Origin of the sequence: Proteus columbae, assembly GCF_009914335.1 — a bacterium.
Lineage (GTDB): Bacteria > Pseudomonadota > Gammaproteobacteria > Enterobacterales > Enterobacteriaceae > Proteus.
The window spans coordinates 765847-785915 of the sequence record NZ_CP043925.1; the positions used below are offsets into that span (position 1 = coordinate 765847).

Genomic DNA, 20069 nt, shown 5'->3' on the forward strand with positions numbered 1-20069 from the left:
CCGACTCCTTATTGAGGATTCTTAGCTGGCTCAGTTTGTTCAGGTGATGGCTTCGCATCTAAATTCTCTTCTTGAGCCGTTACTGTCATTTTGGGTTTTGCTTTTTGCAATCCAGAAACGATAACGCGCTCACCAGCCTGAACACCACTATTAACGAGCCATTTATTACCAACAGCTTGTGACACTTCAATGGTACGAACTTCAACAACATTGTCTTTATTCACAACCATTGTTGTTGCTTCACCACGCGCTGTACGAATAACGGCTTGTTGTGGGATCAAAACTGCATTTTGACGAATACCATTCTCTAACTTAGTACGAACAAACATACCTGGTAGTAATTCCCCATTCGGGTTAGGTACGATAGCGCGCATTGTAATTGAGCCTGTTGTTTCATCAACAGTCACATCAGAAAATTCTAAATGCCCTTTCTGTGCGTAAGCTTGCCCATTCGTCAGTGTTAAATGAACAACGGGTTTACCTTGTTCTTGACGAATAATGCCGCTTTCAATTTCATTTTTTAATTTCAGATAATCTTCGCTCGATTGTGTCACATCGACATAAATCGGATCGATTTGCTGAATTGTTGTCAGTGCAACTTGTTGACCTTGGGCGACTAAAGCACCTTCAGTTACGGTTGATTTGCCTGAACGACCTGAAATTGGTGATGTTACTTTGGTGTATTCAAGATTGATTTTTGCGCTTGTCACTGCTGCTTCTGCTGCTTTAACTGCGGCAGCCGCTTGTGCATATTGTGATGTTGCGGCATCAAAATCTTGTTTACTGACGTAATTTGTACCTAGTAGCGGTTTATAACGCTCTACAGTGAGACGCGCAATTTCAGCATTTGCTTTCGCTTTTGATAATTCAGCTTGCGCACTATTTAACGTTGCTTCAAAAAGAGCTGGGTCGATTTGATACAGTGATGTACCTGCTTCTACATAGCTACCTTCTGTATAGTTACGCTTTAAAATAATGCCGCTAACTTGAGGGCGAACCTCAGCAATACGGAAGGCTGATGTACGACCTGGTAAATCAGTAGTGATTGTCAGAGCTTGCGCTCCTAACGTCACAACACCTACAGCGGGTGCAGGAGGTGGACCTCCAGCAGACTGTTTAGCTTTGTCGTCACATCCAGCAAGAACCAAGCTGCCTGATAGCACTAACAGAGCCAGAGGCAAAACCCCTCTGTTTTTTCGCATAAGAAAACCTCTATTCAAACGTTGTTTCCCGGGATAAAAATAATTAAGTTGATGATTGATTGCGATGTATAGTACAAACATACATGAATGTATGTAAATTAACTTCAGTCAAAATCGAGGATTAATGGCACGAAAAACTAAACGGCAGGCACAAGAAACAAAACAGCAGATTATTGATGCTGCACTTCGACTGTTTACTGTGCAAGGCGTTTCTGCCACATCACTTTCAGATATTGCAGCAGCGGCAGGTGTTACCCGTGGCGCAATATATTGGCACTTTAAAAATAAAGTGGATTTATTTACTGAAGCGTGCGAACTCACCGACTTAAAAATAGAATCTTTAGAAATAGAGTATCAATCAAAATACCCAGATGATCCACTATTTGTATTAAGAGAATTGCTTATTTACATATTGACATCAATTGTCGAAGATCCCAAACATAATGCACTTTTAGAAATATATTTCCATAAATGCGAATTTGTCGGTGAAATGACACCAATTGTTGAAATTCGCAGAGAATTGTGTGCAGCGGATCACTCTAGAATAGAACAGTCTTTATCTCGTTGTATTGAAAAAAAACAGCTTCCTACGGACCTTAATTTAAGAAGAGCCGCCATTATGTTAAGAGCCATGATGACAGGTCTTGCCGAAAATTGGTTATTTTCACCAGAAAGTTTTTCTATCAAAGATGAAAGTCAATATTTGGTTGATAGCTTTATTGATATGATAAAGCACAGTGCAAATATGAGAATATCTGCGACCTCTTAATTTATTTTTAAACAAAAGGAAGACATTCATGAGTAAGGTGTTAGTTATTGCTAATGGTGCAGCTTATGGCAATGAATCATTATTTAACGCACTGCGTTTATCGATTACATTAAAAGAACAGCATCCAGAAACTCAATTAAATATTTTTTTAATGTCTGATGCTGTGACTGGGGCTTTAGCCCGTCAACAACCTAAAGAAGGCTACAACTTACAGCAAATGCTGGAAATTTTAACAGCGCAAAATGTGCCTGTTAAGTTATGTAAAACCTGTACAGACACCCGTGGTATCAGTGATTTACCACTTGTTGATGGTGCAGAATTAGGGACTTTAGTTGATTTAGCGCAGTGGACACTAGATGCTGATAAAATCCTGACTTTCTGATCACTATTTCGTTTTCTCAGGCGAGAAACACCCCAAGCAACTTGTTCTGTTTACACTGCCAATTTAAAGCAATTGGATTATACTAAGAGACAGTTTTTCAATATTAATTGAACAAGTTGCTTAACCATGTGTACAAAAACTCTTTTTTCTCAATTTAATAGTCAAATAAAGACGGTTATTACAGCCTCGATTATTGTCTTTATTCTTTGGAGCCTTTCCATTACCGCTGTTTTAGCCGCGGTATCGAGTAATTTACCGACTCAAGAAAGCATTCAAAATCAGCTTAATTTATTAAATAAGCGCAGTGAGTTAAGTGCAGAAGATAAATTAACTATTGCTGATCTTGAGCAATCGCTTTTATTACTTGATGATATTCAACAATTAGAGAAAAAATCGACAAGTTACAATAAAACAGTCGATCAATTACCAGAAAAATTGCGTAGTACTCAATATCAACTCGATCAATTAAAACAAAAAATCGCTAATAAAGAAGGTGACAATTATAAAAAATCATTAGAGGCTTTACCGCTTGCAACATTAGAATCTCAACTTGAAACGGTATTACAGTCATTACAAAAATCTCAAGATGATTTAGCCAACTACAGTAATGAGCTTATTGTATTACAAACACAACCTGAAAGGGCGCAATCTGTTTTATTTAGCAATTCAGAAAGACTGCAACAAATAAGAACCTTGTTAAATAAAAGCAGTGCTGATAAAGCACAAATGCGCACTTCGGCAGTGCAACTGTTGCAATTAGAACAATATTATCTTCAACAACAAAATAATTTTCAAAAGCGAACTCTCCAATCAAATGTGCAACTGCAAAGCTTATTGCAATTACAGCGAGATTATAGCTCTGCTTATATCGACCTTTCACAAGAGCATGCTCAATTACTTCAGGATGCTATCAATGATAAACGCTTAGATAGCTCAGAGGAAACTGCCAAAGAAGCCCAAAGTACAGGGCTTGAGAATCAGATCATTAATAATGATCCATTTTATTTGGCACAAACAGAAATCAATAAACAGCTTAGTGATAAGTTGATTGTTACCACGCAAAATAATAACGATTTAAATCGCCATAGCTTACTAGTCAAGAATCGCTTAGATAGAGCCATTCAATCTGAACGTAATTTAAAAGAACAAATTGATGTGCTTAAAGGCAGTTTATTGCTGTCACGTATTCTGTTTGAAGAACAAGTTGATTTACCCGATGGTATATTTATTAATAACCTGCCTGATAAAATTGCCGATCTGCGATTAGAACAATTTGAAATAAACAAGCAACGTGATCAAATCATTCAACCTAATATTTATATTGATCAGTTGATGAAAGAGTATCAATCAACACATCCTGAAACCTCTGATGCTAATGCGCAAAAAGAGTTACGCAATGCTTTGGAACTATTAGTTGATGCTCGTAGAGAACTGCTCGATAAACTGAATAACCAATTAGGTAATCAAATTTCGGGTTCGATTAATCTCCAAATGGATCAGCAACAATTACGCAGTGTGGTAAGTTCACTCGAAAACACATTGGCTCAGCAAATTTTCTGGGTAAGCAGTAATAAGCCGATTAACCTAAATTGGTTTTCAACATTCCCCGCTCAGGCTGTTGCCGAATTTCAAGGTCTTAAACTTAACTGGTCAAATGAAAATCTGCTGATCGGGGCTAAGAAATCACTTCCTATACTTATTGCACTTATTTCGTTCAGTTTGTTGATTATTTGGCAACGTAAAAAGCTAGATGTGCAATTTGAAAAACTGAATGCGGATATTAATAAGCTTAATAAAGACTCACAACTGCATACGCCATTAGCATTAGGGATTGTATTTATAAAAACATTACCCCTTTCTTGTATTGTATTAGCAATAGGGTATTGGCTAATTAATAGCTTTAATGTTCAGCAAGAATTTATTTGGTCTTTTGCATGGCAATTTGCGGTATTTTGGCTGATGTTTGAATGGTCTTATCGCTTAATGTCTGACAATGGTGTTGCAGTAAAACATTTTAAAATTCCTCTCGAACGCGTTCAGCAAAATCGTAAACGTTTATTACGATTATCACTGCCAATGTTGCCAATTATTCTGCTTTCAGCTTATGGCATTAATAATCCATTGCTGTTGGTGGGTGATGTTATTGGGCAATTGGTTGCGATTATTTCATTATTTGGTATTAGTTTATGTGCGTTGCCATTTTGCCGTGAAATGTGGCAAGAAAAGGGCAATCATGTTGTTCGAACGGTCGTCATTACCTTATTAACGTTTTCACCCCTTATTTTAATGGGATTGGTTATTTTTGGTTATTACTACACCGCATTGCGTTTAGCAAATCGTTGGATTGATAGCTTATATCTACTTATGCTGTGGTTTATTGCTTATCACGCCAGTTTGCGCGGCTTAACAGTTGCGGCTCGACGCCTTGCCTATCGTCGTGCACTTGAGCGTCGACAAGCAATGCTTAAAGAGAAAAAAGAAGGCGAAGATAACAGTCTTGAACCTATTCAAGAACCACCAATGGATATGGATCAAATCAATCAACAATCATTAAGACTGACAACGATGATCTTATTTATCATCTTTGCGTCTAGTTTCTATGGTATTTGGTCTGATTTTATTACGGTCTTTACCTATTTAGATGGAATAACACTCTGGAGTTACACTTTACCGACAGAACTCGGAAATGTTGTTAAGGCAGTGACTGTTGCAGATCTATTATTGTCTGTTTCTATTATGGCAATTTCTTGGTTTATGACACGAAATTTACCAGGTTTATTAGAGGTATTAATTTTATCTCGTATAAAATTGCAACAAGGTGCTTCTTACGCGATCACAACCATTTTGACCTACATTATTATTGCTATCGGAACCATCGTATCACTGGGAATATTAGGTGTAGCATGGGAAAAACTGCAATGGTTAGCCGCAGCTTTAACAGTTGGTTTAGGATTCGGTTTACAAGAAATATTTGCAAACTTTGTGTCTGGCTTAATTATTTTGTTCGAAAGACCCGTCAGAATTGGTGATACGGTTACTATTGGTACTTATTCCGGTACGGTTAGCCGAATTCGTATTAGAGCAACGACAGTGACTGACTTTGATCGCAAAGAAGTGATTATTCCAAATAAAGCGTTTGTAACTGAACGGCTTATTAACTGGACATTATCTGATACGGTGACACGTATTATTATTCAAGTGGGTGTTGCTTATGGATCTGACCTCGATAAGGTCAAAGAGATCTTAATGAAAGCCGCTAAAGATAATGCCAGAGTGATGACTGAACCAGAACCTGTGGTGCTATTTACTGAATTTGGGGCAAGCACCCTGAATCATGATTTGCGTTTTTATGTCAGAACATTAGGTGACAGAAATATTGCAATAGATGAAGTTAACCGCGCTATTGATAAGCTGTGTAATGAAAATAATATCAATATTGCGTTTAACCAACTTGATGTCTATTTGCATAATAAACAAGGTGATGAAGTACAAGAGATAAAACGTCCTCTTGATGGCTCAACACCCGAAGCCAATACGCCTTTTGCTTAATTAAAGGGATGAATGAGTAGATTGTGCCGCTAATTTTTTTTCATAATCTTGGCGCACAATCTCGAGGGCTTCTAGTGCTGTTTTAGGATCAATATGGTGGCTTTCAAGTAAATAGATAAGATCGACTGCCAATTGAACAGACTCTGGTGCTTCTTTTAAACTCATTATCACTCCCTTTAAAATTTATCTTCTTGTTTCTCAATGCTCTTTTCGATAGAGAACAGGGCATTTTTGCAGCGCGCAAGGCGATTTTCAAGCGCGGCAATCTCTTTTTGTAACTCTTGTTGCTTCATAAAGCTCTGTGCCTGCGTTAACGAAAGCTCCCTATCTTGGATCATGGCTTGTAATCGGCGCTCATAATCCTGATGTTGGGCAAGCTTTTGGTATAAATCGACACTTTTTTTTCGTTGAGTAAGCTGGTTCTCTTGCTTTCTTAGTGTTTGTGTCGATAATTCACGAGTTAATGCTTCAATTTGTTGTAGGATTTGTGTGGCCAGAAATTTAACTTGCTGGCTTCGTTGTGCCTCAACACAAGCGATTAACTGGGTAAAATTATCGCGGATCTGTTGCATGTAGCCACCAAGGGAATCACTTCGGCGGTGGAATAGTGCTGTGTCGAAGCAAGGTGCTGCAATTTTTTTGTTTGCAATAGGCGCCACTGTTTCGGCTAGATTGTCTATCTGTTTTTTAAACAAGCTTAAAGGATCGGGTTTATTCATCTGGTTCTTGTCCCTGTTTTGATAAAAACATGAATTGACTTAAAGCAACAAAAAAGAGTTGTTAATTGGCTTTCTGTTGCATTTTAACGGCATATTGCATAGATTCTATCGTTTCGTTTTTTATTATGGCACTGATTATGACTGCTAACGCGCAACAACTGCAATTTATTAAAGACAGTATTGAAACCATTCCTGATTATCCAAAAGAAGGGATATTATTCCGTGATATCACCACATTATTAGATAATCCTGCTGCATATCAGGCAACCATTGATTTATTGGTAGAACACTATCAAGGTCAGGGTATCACTAAAGTTGTGGGTACCGAAGCGCGTGGCTTCCTATTTGGTGCTCCTGTCGCTTTACGCCTAGGTGTTGGTTTTGTTCCTGTTCGTAAAAAAGGTAAATTGCCTCGCGAAACGCTCAGTGAAACTTATGATCTGGAATACGGCACAGATACTTTAGAGATCCACAAAGATAGCATTACGGATAAAGATAAAGTATTAATGGTTGATGATTTACTGGCAACAGGTGGCACCATTGAAGCAACTGCTCGTCTGATCCGCCGTTTAGGTGGCACTGTGACAGAAGCTGCATTCATTATCTGCTTACCTGATTTAGGCGGTATCGAACGCTTAGAAAAACAAGGTGTTCACAGCTTTACACTGGTTGATTTTCCAGGACATTAATATCTTCACTGTTTAGAGAAGAACTAATTAAGTTCTTATCGTAAACACAAGTAAGAGTGCGGGTGTTTATATATCATTTATAATTTTTTCTATTTTTATAAATGTGTATTGCCCGCACAATTGTTGCCTCTTATCTTTACCTTAAATTTCTGCTGGTTCTTTCTCCAATATCTCATTTGTTTCTTACAGATCTCGCTCAATAGGTCGTCCCTGTGTTAGCATAGAGATAAATCTTGTTCAAATTTAGCGGAATCAATGAGCTATCAGGTACTTGCCCGTAAGTGGCGCCCACAAACTTTTAACGATGTTGTTGGTCAACGTCATGTGTTGACTGCTTTAGCTAATGGTCTTGATCATCAGCGACTTCATCACGCCTATCTTTTTTCTGGCACACGAGGTGTCGGAAAAACTACGATAGCCCGATTATTTGCTAAAGGGCTCAATTGTGAAACAGGTATTACGAGTAAACCTTGTGGTCAATGTGCAAATTGCCTTGAAATAGAACAAGGGCGTTTTGTCGATTTAATTGAAATCGATGCTGCATCTCGTACTAAGGTAGAAGATACCCGTGAACTGCTGGACAATGTGCAGTACGCGCCAGCACGAGGACGCTTTAAGGTCTACTTGATTGATGAAGTTCACATGCTTTCTCGTCACAGTTTTAATGCGCTACTAAAAACATTAGAAGAACCGCCAGAGCACGTTAAATTCTTATTAGCGACGACTGATCCACAAAAATTACCTGTCACGATTTTATCACGTTGCTTGCAATTTCATCTGCGAGCATTAGATATTGACCAAATTGCGACACAACTCGAAAAAGTGCTATCAGCAGAGCATATTGAAAATGATGTAAGAGCGCGTCAACTTATTGCACGCGCTGCTGATGGCAGTATGCGAGATGCATTAAGCTTAACAGACCAAGCTATAGCAAGTGGCGAAGGTGTTGTCAGTGCAGAAGTGGTTAGTCAAATGCTTGGCACGATTGATGATACTCAGCCTTTAGCATTGATTGAAGCGCTAGTAAAAGCGGATGGTCAACAGGTCATGTCGCTGGTTAATGAAGTTGCTTCAAGAGGTACTGACTGGGAAAATTTCTTGGTTGAAACACTCTCATTACTGCATCAAATTGCCATGTTGCAGTTATTGCCTAGTGAAGAAAATCCTCAAGAGCAATTTACTCAAGAACGCCTACGTTTATTGGCAAAATCTGTTTCTCCACAAGATTTACAACTCTATTATCAAACCTTACTAGTAGGGCGAAAAGAACTGGCTTATGCGCCAGATAGACGCATGGGTGTTGAAATGACTCTGCTACGTGCGCTTGCTTTTCATCCTAAAACAGTGATTGATGAAATACCTTCTGCGCCATTAGCACAAACTTTACCTTCAGCATCATTGCCTACAAATAGAATGTCTGAACATTATGCCCCGCAAACTGTGCAGACTCATTCGCCTCAAGTGGATCACCCATCTTCTTCACCAATAGAAAATAGTGCTTCATTAGGCAATAGCCCCGCAGCACAACTTTTAAGAGCAAGGCAGGCAATAAAGGGGACGGAACAACAAACCCCGCCAAAAAAGTCTGAACCGGCGACGCCTAATCGGGCCAAGCCGGCTGCTAGTGCATTAGAGCGGCTAGCAGCCGTGAGTGAAAAACGCCAGCAAGTTGCGAAGCGTCAGACTAATGCGCCTGAAAAAAAGAAAAAAGAAGAGTATCAGTGGCGTCCACAAAACCCTGAGTTAATGTCAACGCAAGAGGTTGTTTCTTCACCAAAAGAGATCAAAGAAGTTCTCGAATATGAGAAAACACCTGAATTAGCAGCAAAAATTGCTAAAGAGTCGCAAGAAAGAGATGCTTGGGCGGCTGAAATTGACAAAATGCCACTCCCTAAATTGGTGCAACAACTGGCATTAAATGCGTATAAAGAGACAGTAAACGAAGAAAACGTTATTTTGCATTTACGAACTAAACAGAAACATTTAAATTCAGCAAATGCGTTACGCACGCTTACTAATGCGTTAAGTGAATTGCATGGAAAAGCAATTTCACTCACAATTATAGAAGATGATGATCCAGCGGTAAAAACACCGTTGGAATGGCGACAAGCCATTTATGATGAAAAATTGGCGTTATCGCGTCAATCGATTATTACGGATAAAACGATTCAAACATTACAGCAATATTTTGATGCTGAATTGGATGAAGAGAGTATCCGACCTGTTTAATCGCAACATGTTGTATGACTTCATACTGTGTGGCTTTTACAAAGAGAGACAATTATGTTCGGAAAAGGTGGTTTGGGTAATCTGATGAAGCAAGCCCAACAAATGCAAGAAAAAATGCAACAAATGCAAGAAGAGATCGCAAACTTAGAAGTGACAGGTGAATCTGGCGCTGGCTTAGTTAAGATCACTATCAATGGTGCTCATAATTGCCGTCGTGTTGAAATCGATCCTAGCCTGCTAGAAGATGACAAAGAGATGCTGGAAGATCTGATTGCTGCTGCCTTTAATGATGCTGCGCGTCGCATTGATGAAACACAAAAAGAAAGAATGGCCTCTGTTTCTAACGGTATGCAATTGCCACCAGGCTTTAAGATGCCATTCTAATGCAAACCAGCCCACTTCTTGAATCATTAATGGAAGCGTTGCGTTGTTTACCCGGTGTCGGGCCTAAGTCAGCGCAACGAATGGCTTTCCAACTACTTCAACGCGATAGAAGCGGTGGTATGCGACTTGCACAAGCACTCACGCGTGCAATGTCTGAAATCGGTCATTGTTGTGATTGCCGAACTTTTACTGAAGAAGAGCGTTGCACCATCTGTGCCAATGTTCGTCGTCAGCAAAATGGGCAAATTTGTGTTGTCGAAAGTCCTGCGGATATTCATGCTATCGAGCAGACAGGGCAGTTTGCGGGGCGATACTTTGTCTTAATGGGGCATTTATCCCCTTTAGATGGTATCGGTCCTATGGACATTGGTTTAGATAGACTTGAAGAGCGCTTAAGCCAAGAGACGATTTCTGAAGTGATCTTGGCAACCAATCCGACTGTTGAAGGTGAAGCAACAGCCAATTATATTGCTGAAATTTGTGCTCAGTATGATATTTCGGCTAGCCGAATTGCCCATGGGGTTCCTGTGGGAGGTGAACTTGAAATGGTCGATGGTACAACGCTTTCGCACTCTATTGCTGGACGCCAAAAGATCCACTATTAACATCATAAATAGTTTATTAAAAAGCACCTTTTACAAGATGTAATAAGGTGTTTTTTTCATTTGAAATCATGAAAACACTCTCAAATTTAATTTAAAACATCGAGTTTTAAACCTTAAAGCTTATTTTTTATCAGAAATATCTTTATCTTCACTTTATTGCTTTTTTCTTTCTGATGAATTTTGCGTCTTTATGTTACATTAATCATTATCATGAAAAATAATAACTGAATGATGGAGCATCCCATGATCCCTGACGTAGCCTTGGTTGATAACAGTGAACAACGTACCCCTCTGATCTTAGTGCTAGATAGCTCTGGCAGTATGTATGGTCAACCTATTCAACAATTAAATGAAGGGCTTAAATTACTCGAACAAGAACTCAAAAACGATGTGATTGCGGCTAAACGTGTCCGTATTTTAGTGATTGAATACGGCGGATATGACCAATGTACGGTTCATGGTGATTGGAAAGATGCTATGGATTTTACAGCCCCTGTTTTAGAAGCTAATGGCACAACCCCAATGGGACAAGCCATTACTTTAGCGCTTGAAGAAATTGAAGCAGAAAAACAGCGCTTTAAACAAGCGGGTGTTGCTTATACACGACCTTGGCTATTTTTAATGTCTGATGGTGTTCCTACAGATCAATGGGAACAGGCTGCACAGCTTTGTCGCCAAGCAGAAGAAAGCCAAAAAACAGCGGTGTTTCCGATTATGGTTGATGGCGCATCAGCAGAAGTCATGGGAAGCTTTAGCCGTAATGGTGTTAATGGTGTGAAAATGCTTAAAGGGCTGCAATTTAAAGAACTGTTCTTGTGGCTAAGCGCCAGTATGCAGGTGGTTTCTCAATCAACACCGGGTGGCACAGCACAATTACCTTCAACTGATTCTTGGGCGAGTGTACCTGTTTGATGAATGATTGGTTAGCTTATGGGGCATCTGTGACAGGCATTGCCCATCAAGAACGTCAAATTCCCTGTCAGGATGCTTATTTTATTCGTCGTAAAGGTGAATATCTTATCGCTGCTGTTTGTGATGGTGCTGGTTCTTCTCGTTATAGTGAACAAGGTGCTCAGCTCGTTGCTCGGTTATTTACGCTACGTATTACAGAGTGGCCAAACATTGATTTGTTAACCGAAAAACAGATAACACAAGGGGCTAAACAACTTATTGAAGATATTCGCCTCCAACTGGCTGAATATGCAGAAATAAAGCAGTGTGCGCTTAATGAATATGCATCAACACTGGTTGCATGTTGGGTTGGTGATGATAGTGGCTATTTATTCCATTTGGGTGATGGTATTGCTGTGGTGGAATACTGTGATGGTACAAGTTATGTATCACAACCTGAAAATGGAGAATATGCGAATCAAACTTGGTTTGTGACGTCAGAAAATTGGGAAGCGCATTTACGCGTTATTCCCCTAAATAAACCAGTAAAACAAGTTATTTTGATGTCTGATGGTGTACAACCTTTTGCCATGAATAAAGCGGGTGATGCCCTTTATGAACCGTTTATCACCCCAGTTATTCGTTATTTAAAAACCGTATCAGAAGATAGTGGAAGTGAGGCGTTAGCAGGGACTTTAGCTGATCCTCGAACACATTCGATCACAGGCGATGATAAAACCTTAGTTATTTGCATCAGGGATGAAGAGTTGTGGTAAAAGCGAGAAAGAAAGGGATAGTTCAACCAGTATCTAGGCAATTACAAGATGAAAACGGTAAGATTTATCAAATAGGTGATTTGATAAAAAGCGGTGGTGCGGGTAGCGTTAGCCATATTAATAATGCACCTTTCCAAGTATCAAAAGTTTATCATGACAAAATTGATAAAGCCTATTATCTGAAAAAGATCACGGCAATGCAGAAGTTAGAACCTGCATTAAAGCCCGTTTCTGTTAACGATACGCCTATTATCCAACTCGCATGGCCTCAAGCACGTTTATACAATAGCCAAAAGCAATTTGTTGGCTTTGTGATGCCTGAACTTGATGTTAAAAATACTATTGAGTTGGAATACATTCTTCAAGAACGCCAAGCCAAAGCGCATGGCTTACCCACAGGAATGGGGGCAAAAGTGAGTCTCGCATATAACCTTTGCTCATTGATTGATGCTTTACATCAGCAAGGGCACCGTATTATTGATATGAAACCGCTGAATTTGCGGTTTTATAAATCAAGTCTGTATATGTCTCTTCTCGATTGTGATGGATTTAGTATCCAAGGCGATAATACGCGTTTTCCTGCCGGACAATTTACTGTTGAATATCTTGCCCCTGAATTTCAAGCAAAACAAACTGTTCCAGAATCTCAAGAAGAGTGGCAAGACCGATTTGCGTTAGCCGTTATTATTTTTCAGTTGCTTAATTTTGGTATCCACCCTTTTAGTGGTCGTCCTAAAAATGACACTGTACCTACGGATATACCAAGACGTATTGCGGGGCGTTTTTATGGTTATGGCATAAAGGCGCATAATTTGATCACCCCAAATGTCGCCAGTGGACATAAACAATTACCTGATAAGCTAAGAACTCTCTTTGATAAAGCATTTTCAGGCACACCTTCGCAAAGACCAAGTGCAAAAACATGGACGACAGCACTTTATGAATATGCACAACCCGAAAAGCAACAGTTAGTCATTTGTCAAAAAGATAAAAACCACCAGCATTTTGCAGGTAAAGCTTGCGCAGCTTGTGCAAGAGAGGCGAAGTTACAGCAAGTTGCAATTACTCAGAAACAAAACCAAACGCAACGTGAGCCAGTTCGTCAAAAAAGAGTACAAAATGCGAATATCCGACAAGCGCCAACTCAAACTACGCCAGCGAAACCTATTCAACCGCCAGCGATATTTATTACGGTTAAAAATGCAATAAATCAAGTACCCAAAGTCATATTACATACCGCTATTGCCATGATAGTCCCTGTATTTTTGGGTTTATTACTGATGAATTTTATTCCACAAGGAGCCAGCGGTGGTTTAGGTTCTAGCTGGATCGCAGATTTAATTAAAGCGGATTATATTGAGCAAATACTAATAACGATGTTGAGTGTGATGTTTTTAATGGTTTTAGCCATTATCTTGTTAGTTCTTTTTGTTTTCCCTTCAATGCATATTTTGAAAAGAAAGCCATAATTTAGGGAAAATAACATGAAAAAAAGAATAAAGCTGATCCTGATTATTATTGGTGTTATAACGTTACTGTTCCCTTTCTGGTTGCCAGCCTTCTTAGTTTCAACCTTTAGCTTGATTGATAGTTTTAATAGTAAAATTCTCCCCTCATCTGTTCGCTTTGATGAGCGTAATTTCTTACTGGGATTATGGTTAGGCTCTCTTATTATGACGATTGTTATGTTATTGCAATCGTGGCGAGCTAAAAATATTTACTATTTATGTGGTGGTGGATTAGTCCTTTTAATGGCGCTGAGTGTGTCATTATCGGTGATCCCAACGAATGAATTAGAAGATCGCCGTCGTTTTGTTTTACAAAATATCGAACAATCAGAATGGCAAAATTATCATTATTTTGTTGTTAATAGCGAAAATGAGATCCGTAACGTTATTCGGTCTAATCAACCGAAAGCGCTGGCATCGATTAGCGCTATTGAGAAAGTGCGAATTGCTTTACCAGGATTAGATTATTTTAGCGATGATGTGATTGAAGCGACAAAAGCGAAAGAGGCTTATTTAGTTTATACCAAGGGAACCACAGAACGTGCGGAAGCTGTAAAAACACTCAATTTTTATGGTGACTGGCTATTAAATCAACCTGATATTATGGTTGCTCAGGCATTAGCTTCTCTTTCAAATAGTAATGATGCTCAATTAACGCAATCAGGTATTAATGTTATTGCTGTTGCGCCATTATCACCTGAGGCATGGCAAGTTTTATCACTTACTTATATCGCCCATCGTTCTTTGGATGCACAAATTGAAAAAGCGATGTTAGCTTTAATGGTGGCAGATACGCTCAAACAGGCTAATCAAGGTCATAATGATATTTCAGCGCAACAATTATTGGAAAAAGCAATTTCAGAGCTTACTGAAAATCAGCGCCAGATTTATCAGATATTACAAGCGCGTGTTATTGAAGATCGTTTTTATCGACAAAACAGTACACCACCAGAAGAAGTCACTAAGCTTGCTAATCAGCGATTACCAGTGAGTAATGCAATCAATAATGATTTAACCACTTATCTTGAAATGCAATCAATGATGGGAAAAGAGTATCCCGGAGAAGTAATTGTTGAATCACCTAATGAAGTGAAAAACTTAACTGAGATCCGTTATCCAACAATCAGAAAATATATCCCTCGTGCAGATGTTATTTTATCCGTTGATGTCGATCCTCAAGGGCGTATTTCAGGGCTTTGGGTGCAAAACAGTAGTGGTGTTGATGCTTTCGATGATCAAGCAGTGAAAGCAGCTCGTCATTGGCGTTTTATGCCAAACAAAGACGGATATCGCCAACGTGTGACAGTTCGTTTTGAAAGTACCCGTCTTGGTTGGAAAGAGTATGCGGTTAAGCAACAATCAACATTGATAAAACTGGTTAAAGCTTATGCGAGACAAGATGCAAAAGGGATAACACTGACTGAAAATGCTTATACAGAACTGAAAAAGCAAGCGCCAGAATTAGATGATGGAAGAGAAGCAACTCGCTCCAGCTATGATCCTTATTCATCTTATTACCCTAGATTATCTCAACAACAGCAAGAAAAACGTGCTGCGTTACAAGCCATCTTAAAAGAGTTGCAGACATTGCCTAATGGTAAAAATAACCATGAAAGTTGGGATAACAGTATTCGCTTTTTAAATGAAAAACTCGCTCTTCATCAGGATAATGCCGATATCGTGAGAACAGTGGCACGTTTTGAATTGCAATATTACAACGTAGGAACCAACAATTTAGCCAATTCTCCTAAAATTTATCCTCAAGAGAAAAAATATTGGCAAACTTTATTACTCAATGCGCGTACTCATTTTGAACAGGCCATCGCATTAGAACCCGATCGTGAAGATGTCTGGTTAGGATGGGGCATAACATGGCTCGATGAAGATCCTGAAATTGCAGCAGGGGCATTTGCTAAAGCTTCACAGCAAAAATCAAAAGAAAGTGTTGGTTCGCTTATGCAAATGTTAGAAATGAGAATGGTGATACATACACTTGAGGGCGCTCGCTTAGATCGCTATCAAACCTTACGAGCGCGAATGGATATGCGTTATTTACCTGAAGGTATTGAAGTTAAACCTTCAGATGATTATCTCAGTGATGACCTAACTCAGATTCAATTAGCTCAACGTGTAATACCAGCATCAGATCCTAATAGTAAAGTGATACGTAAGCCGCTAAACAACAAGGTTGTTGAGCAATCAAATCGGACATTTAGTACTGATGAATCCCCTAATGATTTTGGTAAAAATCATTAAGTTAAGGTGGATACACATCTTGTCATATGATCAAATGGTTTCGCGAAAAATCAATAATCAGACAACAAGATGTGCGAACTCGATATTTTACACGACTCTCTTTACCAATTCTGCCCCGAATTACACTTAAAACGACTCAACAGCTTAACGTTGGCTTGCCACGCATTACTTGACTGTAAAACTCTCACTCTTACCGAACTTGGCCGTAACCTGCCAACCAAAGCGAGAACAAAACATAACATCAAACGAATCGACCGATTGTTAGGTAATCGTCACCTCCACAAAGAGCGACTCGCTGTATACCGTTGGCATGCTAGCTTTATCTGTTCGGGCAATACGATGCCCATTGTACTTGTTGACTGGTCTGATATTCGTGAGCAAAAACGACTTATGGTATTGCGAGCTTCAGTCGCACTACACGGTCGTTCTGTTACTCTTTATGAGAAAGCGTTCCCGCTTTCAGAGCAATGTTCAAAGAAAGCTCATGACCAATTTCTAGCCGACCTTGCGAGCATTCTACCGAGTAACACCACACCGCTCATTGTCAGTGATGCTGGCTTTAAAGTGCCATGGTATAAATCCGTTGAGAAGCTGGGTTGGTACTGGTTAAGTCGAGTAAGAGGAAAAGTACAATATGCAGACCTAGGAGCGGAAAACTGGAAACCTATCAGCAACTTACATGATATGTCATCTAGTCACTCAAAGACTTTAGGCTATAAGAGGCTGACTAAAAGCAATCCAATCTCATGCCAAATTCTATTGTATAAATCTCGCTCTAAAGGCCGAAAAAATCAGCGCTCGACACGGACTCATTGTCACCACCCGTCACCTAAAATCTACTCAGCGTCGGCAAAGGAGCCATGGGTTCTAGCAACTAACTTACCTGTTGAAATTCGAACACCCAAACAACTTGTTAATATCTATTCGAAGCGAATGCAGATTGAAGAAACCTTCCGAGACTTGAAAAGTCCTGCCTACGGACTAGGCCTACGCCATAGCCGAACGAGCAGCTCAGAGCGTTTTGATATCATGCTGCTAATCGCCCTGATGCTTCAACTAACATGTTGGCTTGCGGGCGTTCATGCTCAGAAACAAGGTTGGGACAAGCACTTCCAGGCTAACACAGTCAGAAATCGAAACGTACTCTCAACAGTTCGCTTAGGCATGGAAGTTTTGCGGCATTCTGGCTACACAATAACAAGGGAAGACTTACTCGTGGCTGCAACCCTACTAGCTCAAAATTTATTCACACATGGTTACGCTTTGGGGAAATTATGAGGGGATCTCTCAGCATTTAGTATTGATTTCTCATCAGCGAATATCAAAGGCAGTGATCAGGCATTACCGAAAGTGAATGCACCTGATACAGCACCTAAAACAGGGGATATGATCTTACAACTTGATGTTGACCCTCAAGGTGTTCCTACCGTGGTGCTATTGAAATCTGGCAGTGGTGACATGAGCATAGATAATGCCGTTATTGATGCTGCATACCAATGGCATTTTAATGGTTCACCTGCTCGAAAAGGTAATGTGCTTTTGATATCCGTTCAATTTAGCCAATAATTACTACTTAATTAAATAATGTTATAAAAAACCTCCTTTTTTGTTAGTGAAAAGGAGGGTTTCTTCTATTTTGTGAGTTTCTAACTTATTGAAAGAAATAAAATTGTTACCTAGATCACAAAAAAATAGCCTTTTCAAAAAGACAGAACCACTCAACTTAGAAAACAGACCGCTTAATTCGTTATACAACCGCTAAGCGATTTTGTCGCACTGTTTATATCTCATTCTTCTTATTATGTAGTAGCGGGCAGTTGTCTCTCATATTCGCTCAAATCATTCTCAGCTGTCTCGCATTACTCTTTGGCTGTTCGGTCTTGCCTGAAAAAAAGGTGTCTCATGAACAAAAATGCATTTTTAAAGCACGTACCTTGGGTGATCCTAGGGATTATTGGTGCTTTTTGTCTTTCAGTGGTTGCACTTCGCCGTGGTGAACACGTCAGTGCACTATGGATAGTTGTTGCTTCTGTTGCCGTTTATTTAGTTGCTTATCGTTATTACAGTCTTTACATCGCTCAAAAAGTGATGAAGCTTGATCCAACTAGAGCAACACCTTCTGTTGTTAATAATGACGGTTTGAACTACGTTCCAACTAACCGTTATGTTTTATTTGGTCACCACTTTGCGGCTATCGCAGGTGCTGGTCCTTTAGTAGGGCCTGTTCTTGCTGCTCAAATGGGGTATTTACCGGGTACGCTTTGGTTATTAGCTGGGGTTGTGCTTGCTGGTGCAGTACAAGACTTTATGGTGTTGTTTATTTCAACACGCCGTAATGGTAACTCACTTGGTGAGATGATAAAGAAAGAGATGGGTCCTATTCCGGGTACTATCGCTTTATTCGGCTGTTTCCTTATCATGATCATCATTCTTGCAGTGCTTGCGCTTATCGTTGTTAAAGCATTAGCAGAAAGCCCATGGGGTGTGTTCACTGTTTGTTCAACAGTACCAATTGCCCTGTTTATGGGTATCTACATGCGCTATATCCGTCCGGGTCGTGTCGGTGAAGTCTCTGTTATCGGTATTGTATTACTGATTGCTGCGATTTGGTTTGGTGGTGTTATTGCTCACGATCCATACTGGGGGCCTGCGCTAACCTTTAAAGATACAACCATCACCTTTGGTCTTATTGGTTATGCTTTTGTTTCTGCATTACTGCCAGTTTGGTTGATCCTTGCTCCTCGTGATTACTTAGCGACGTTCCTGAAAATTGGGGTTATCGTTGGTTTAGCCGTTGGTATTGTTATCCTAAACCCTGAACTGAAAATGCCAGCGGTTACTCAATATGTCGATGGTACAGGACCATTGTGGAAAGGGGCTTTATTCCCATTCTTATTTATCACTATCGCTTGTGGTGCTGTTTCTGGTTTCCACGCACTGATTGCTTCAGGTACAACACCTAAACTTATCGCCAATGAAATGGATGCGCGTTTTATCGGTTATGGTGCAATGTTAATGGAATCATTCGTTGCGATCATGGCGTTAGTCGCTGCATCTATTATTGAACCAGGTCTGTATTTTGCTATGAATACACCACCAGCAGGTTTAGGTATTACTATGCCAAACCTTCATGAATTAGGTGGTGAAAATACAGCAGTTATTATGGAGCAGTTAAGAGAAGTGACTGTACATACTGCTGCAACGGTGAGTTCATGGGGCTTTGTTATTTCGCCAGAAGAAATTCTACAAACGGCGAAAGATATTGGTGAGCCTTCTGTATTAAACCGTGCTGGTGGTGCGCCTACCTTAGCAGTGGGTATCGCGATGGTATTCCATAAAATCATTCCTGCTGCGGATATGGGCTTCTGGTATCACTTTGGGATCTTGTTCGAAGCGCTCTTTATTTTAACGGCGTTAGATGCGGGTACACGTTCCGGTCGCTTTATGTTCCAAGACTTGTTAGGTAACTTTATCCCTTACCTGAAGAAAACAAACTCGTTCATTCCGGGTGTGATTGGTACTGCGGGTTGCGTAGGATTATGGGGATATCTGTTATACCAAGGTGTTGTTGACCCATTAGGCGGTGTTAAGAGCTTGTGGCCACTGTTTGGTATTTCAAACCAAATGTTAGCGGCAGTTGCTCTGGTATTAGGTACTGTTATCTTAGTTAAGATGAAACGTACTAAATATATCTGGGTGACAGTTGTTCCTGCAGTATGGTTATTAATTTGTACAACATGGGCATTAGGTCTGAAACTTCTCAGCGATGATCCACAAATGGAAGGTTTCTTCTACTTAGCAAATGAATACAAAGCGAAGATCTTAGCAGGTGGTGCTGACTTAACTGCGGCTGAAATTACCAATATGAATCATATTGTAATTAACAACTATACCAATGCTGGCTTAAGTATTCTGTTCTTAGTGGTTGTTTACAGCATCATTTTCTACGGTTTCCGTACCGCAATGAAAGCGCGTAAAAACCCAGAAGATACATCACAAGAAACACCGTATGTTCCTATGCCAAAAGATGTAAAGGTGTCCTCAGGTCACTAATTTAGGTTGATAGGTTAAACCCCCGTGCTGGCTTGCCAGTACGGGGCTTAGGAGAAA

General features: G+C 39.8%; 17 protein-coding genes. 14 read left to right on the forward strand and 3 right to left on the reverse strand.

Going from position 1 to position 20069, the window contains the following annotated elements; all coding sequences use genetic code 11:
- Positions 1–8 precede the first annotated feature (8 nt).
- The gene (locus F1325_RS03565; protein ID WP_109371677.1) at positions 9–1202 is read right to left on the reverse strand and encodes an efflux RND transporter periplasmic adaptor subunit; all 1194 of its coding nucleotides are present in this window, start codon (positions 1200–1202) and stop codon (positions 9–11) included.
- Positions 1203–1326: 124 nt separating this feature from the next.
- On the opposite strand from F1325_RS03565, the gene acrR reads away from it, so the two are divergent.
- The 3 genes from acrR (at position 1327) to mscK (ending at position 5902) form a co-directional block, all read left to right on the forward strand.
- On the forward strand, positions 1327–1971 hold the full coding sequence (gene acrR / locus F1325_RS03570; protein WP_109371675.1) for a multidrug efflux transporter transcriptional repressor AcrR: 645 nt from the start codon (positions 1327–1329) through the stop codon (positions 1969–1971).
- A gap of 28 nt (positions 1972–1999) precedes the next feature.
- Complete coding sequence (locus F1325_RS03575) at positions 2000–2353, forward strand: DsrE/DsrF/TusD sulfur relay family protein (RefSeq protein WP_072069368.1); 354 nt, start codon at positions 2000–2002, stop codon at positions 2351–2353.
- Positions 2354–2479: 126 nt separating this feature from the next.
- Positions 2480–5902, forward strand: coding sequence for a mechanosensitive channel MscK (gene mscK, locus F1325_RS03580; protein WP_160230000.1), 3423 nt, complete (start codon positions 2480–2482; stop codon positions 5900–5902).
- Here mscK and rsmS read toward each other — a convergent pair whose 3' ends face one another.
- A complete protein-coding gene (rsmS, locus tag F1325_RS03585; protein WP_102949409.1) occupies positions 5903–6067 on the reverse strand; it encodes a pleiotropic regulatory protein RsmS in 165 nt (54 codons plus the stop codon). It lies immediately after the preceding gene.
- An 11-nt stretch (positions 6068–6078) separates the two neighbouring features.
- Positions 6079–6621, reverse strand: a complete 543-nt coding sequence (priC, locus tag F1325_RS03590) for a primosomal replication protein PriC (protein WP_088493663.1) — start codon at positions 6619–6621, stop codon at positions 6079–6081.
- Between the two features lie 137 nt (positions 6622–6758).
- Here priC and apt point away from each other — a divergent pair, with 137 nt between their 5' ends.
- The 11 genes from apt (at position 6759) to F1325_RS03645 (ending at position 20012) form a co-directional block, all read left to right on the forward strand.
- Positions 6759–7310 (forward strand): adenine phosphoribosyltransferase, encoded by a 552-nt coding sequence (gene apt, locus F1325_RS03595; RefSeq protein ID WP_036932856.1) that lies wholly within the window; start codon positions 6759–6761, stop codon positions 7308–7310.
- Between the two features lie 255 nt (positions 7311–7565).
- Positions 7566–9539 carry a DNA polymerase III subunit gamma/tau gene (dnaX, locus tag F1325_RS03600; protein ID WP_109371669.1) on the forward strand — a complete coding sequence of 658 codons (1974 nt, stop codon included), beginning with the start codon at positions 7566–7568 and terminating at the stop codon, positions 9537–9539.
- Positions 9540–9593: 54 nt separating this feature from the next.
- Entirely contained in the window at positions 9594–9923 is a 330-nt protein-coding gene (locus tag F1325_RS03605; RefSeq protein WP_023580840.1) for a YbaB/EbfC family nucleoid-associated protein, read from the forward strand.
- Positions 9923–10528 (forward strand): recombination mediator RecR, encoded by a 606-nt coding sequence (recR, locus tag F1325_RS03610; RefSeq protein WP_109371667.1) that lies wholly within the window; start codon positions 9923–9925, stop codon positions 10526–10528. The genes F1325_RS03605 and recR overlap by 1 nt, the downstream gene beginning before the upstream one ends.
- Positions 10529–10771: 243 nt before the next feature.
- Entirely contained in the window at positions 10772–11440 is a 669-nt protein-coding gene (locus F1325_RS03615; RefSeq protein ID WP_227336451.1) for a vWA domain-containing protein, read from the forward strand.
- The gene (locus F1325_RS03620; protein ID WP_109371663.1) at positions 11440–12195 is read left to right on the forward strand and encodes a PP2C family serine/threonine-protein phosphatase; all 756 of its coding nucleotides are present in this window, start codon (positions 11440–11442) and stop codon (positions 12193–12195) included. The genes F1325_RS03615 and F1325_RS03620 overlap by 1 nt, the downstream gene beginning before the upstream one ends.
- Positions 12189–13664, forward strand: coding sequence for a DNA-binding protein (locus tag F1325_RS03625; RefSeq protein ID WP_109371661.1), 1476 nt, complete (start codon positions 12189–12191; stop codon positions 13662–13664). The genes F1325_RS03620 and F1325_RS03625 overlap by 7 nt, the downstream gene beginning before the upstream one ends.
- 15 nt (positions 13665–13679) lie before the next feature.
- Positions 13680–15959: an energy transducer TonB family protein gene (locus F1325_RS03630; protein ID WP_160230001.1), complete on the forward strand. Its 2280-nt coding sequence runs from the start codon at positions 13680–13682 to the stop codon at positions 15957–15959.
- A 69-nt stretch (positions 15960–16028) separates the two neighbouring features.
- Positions 16029–17237, forward strand: a complete 1209-nt coding sequence (locus tag F1325_RS03635) for an IS4-like element ISVsa5 family transposase (RefSeq protein WP_001339197.1) — start codon at positions 16029–16031, stop codon at positions 17235–17237.
- Positions 17238–17309: 72 nt separating this feature from the next.
- Complete coding sequence (locus F1325_RS03640) at positions 17310–17525, forward strand: TonB family protein (protein WP_160230002.1); 216 nt, start codon at positions 17310–17312, stop codon at positions 17523–17525.
- 336 nt (positions 17526–17861) lie between these two features.
- Positions 17862–20012 carry a carbon starvation CstA family protein gene (locus F1325_RS03645; RefSeq protein ID WP_109371657.1) on the forward strand — a complete coding sequence of 717 codons (2151 nt, stop codon included), beginning with the start codon at positions 17862–17864 and terminating at the stop codon, positions 20010–20012.
- Positions 20013–20069: the final 57 nt, after the last annotated feature.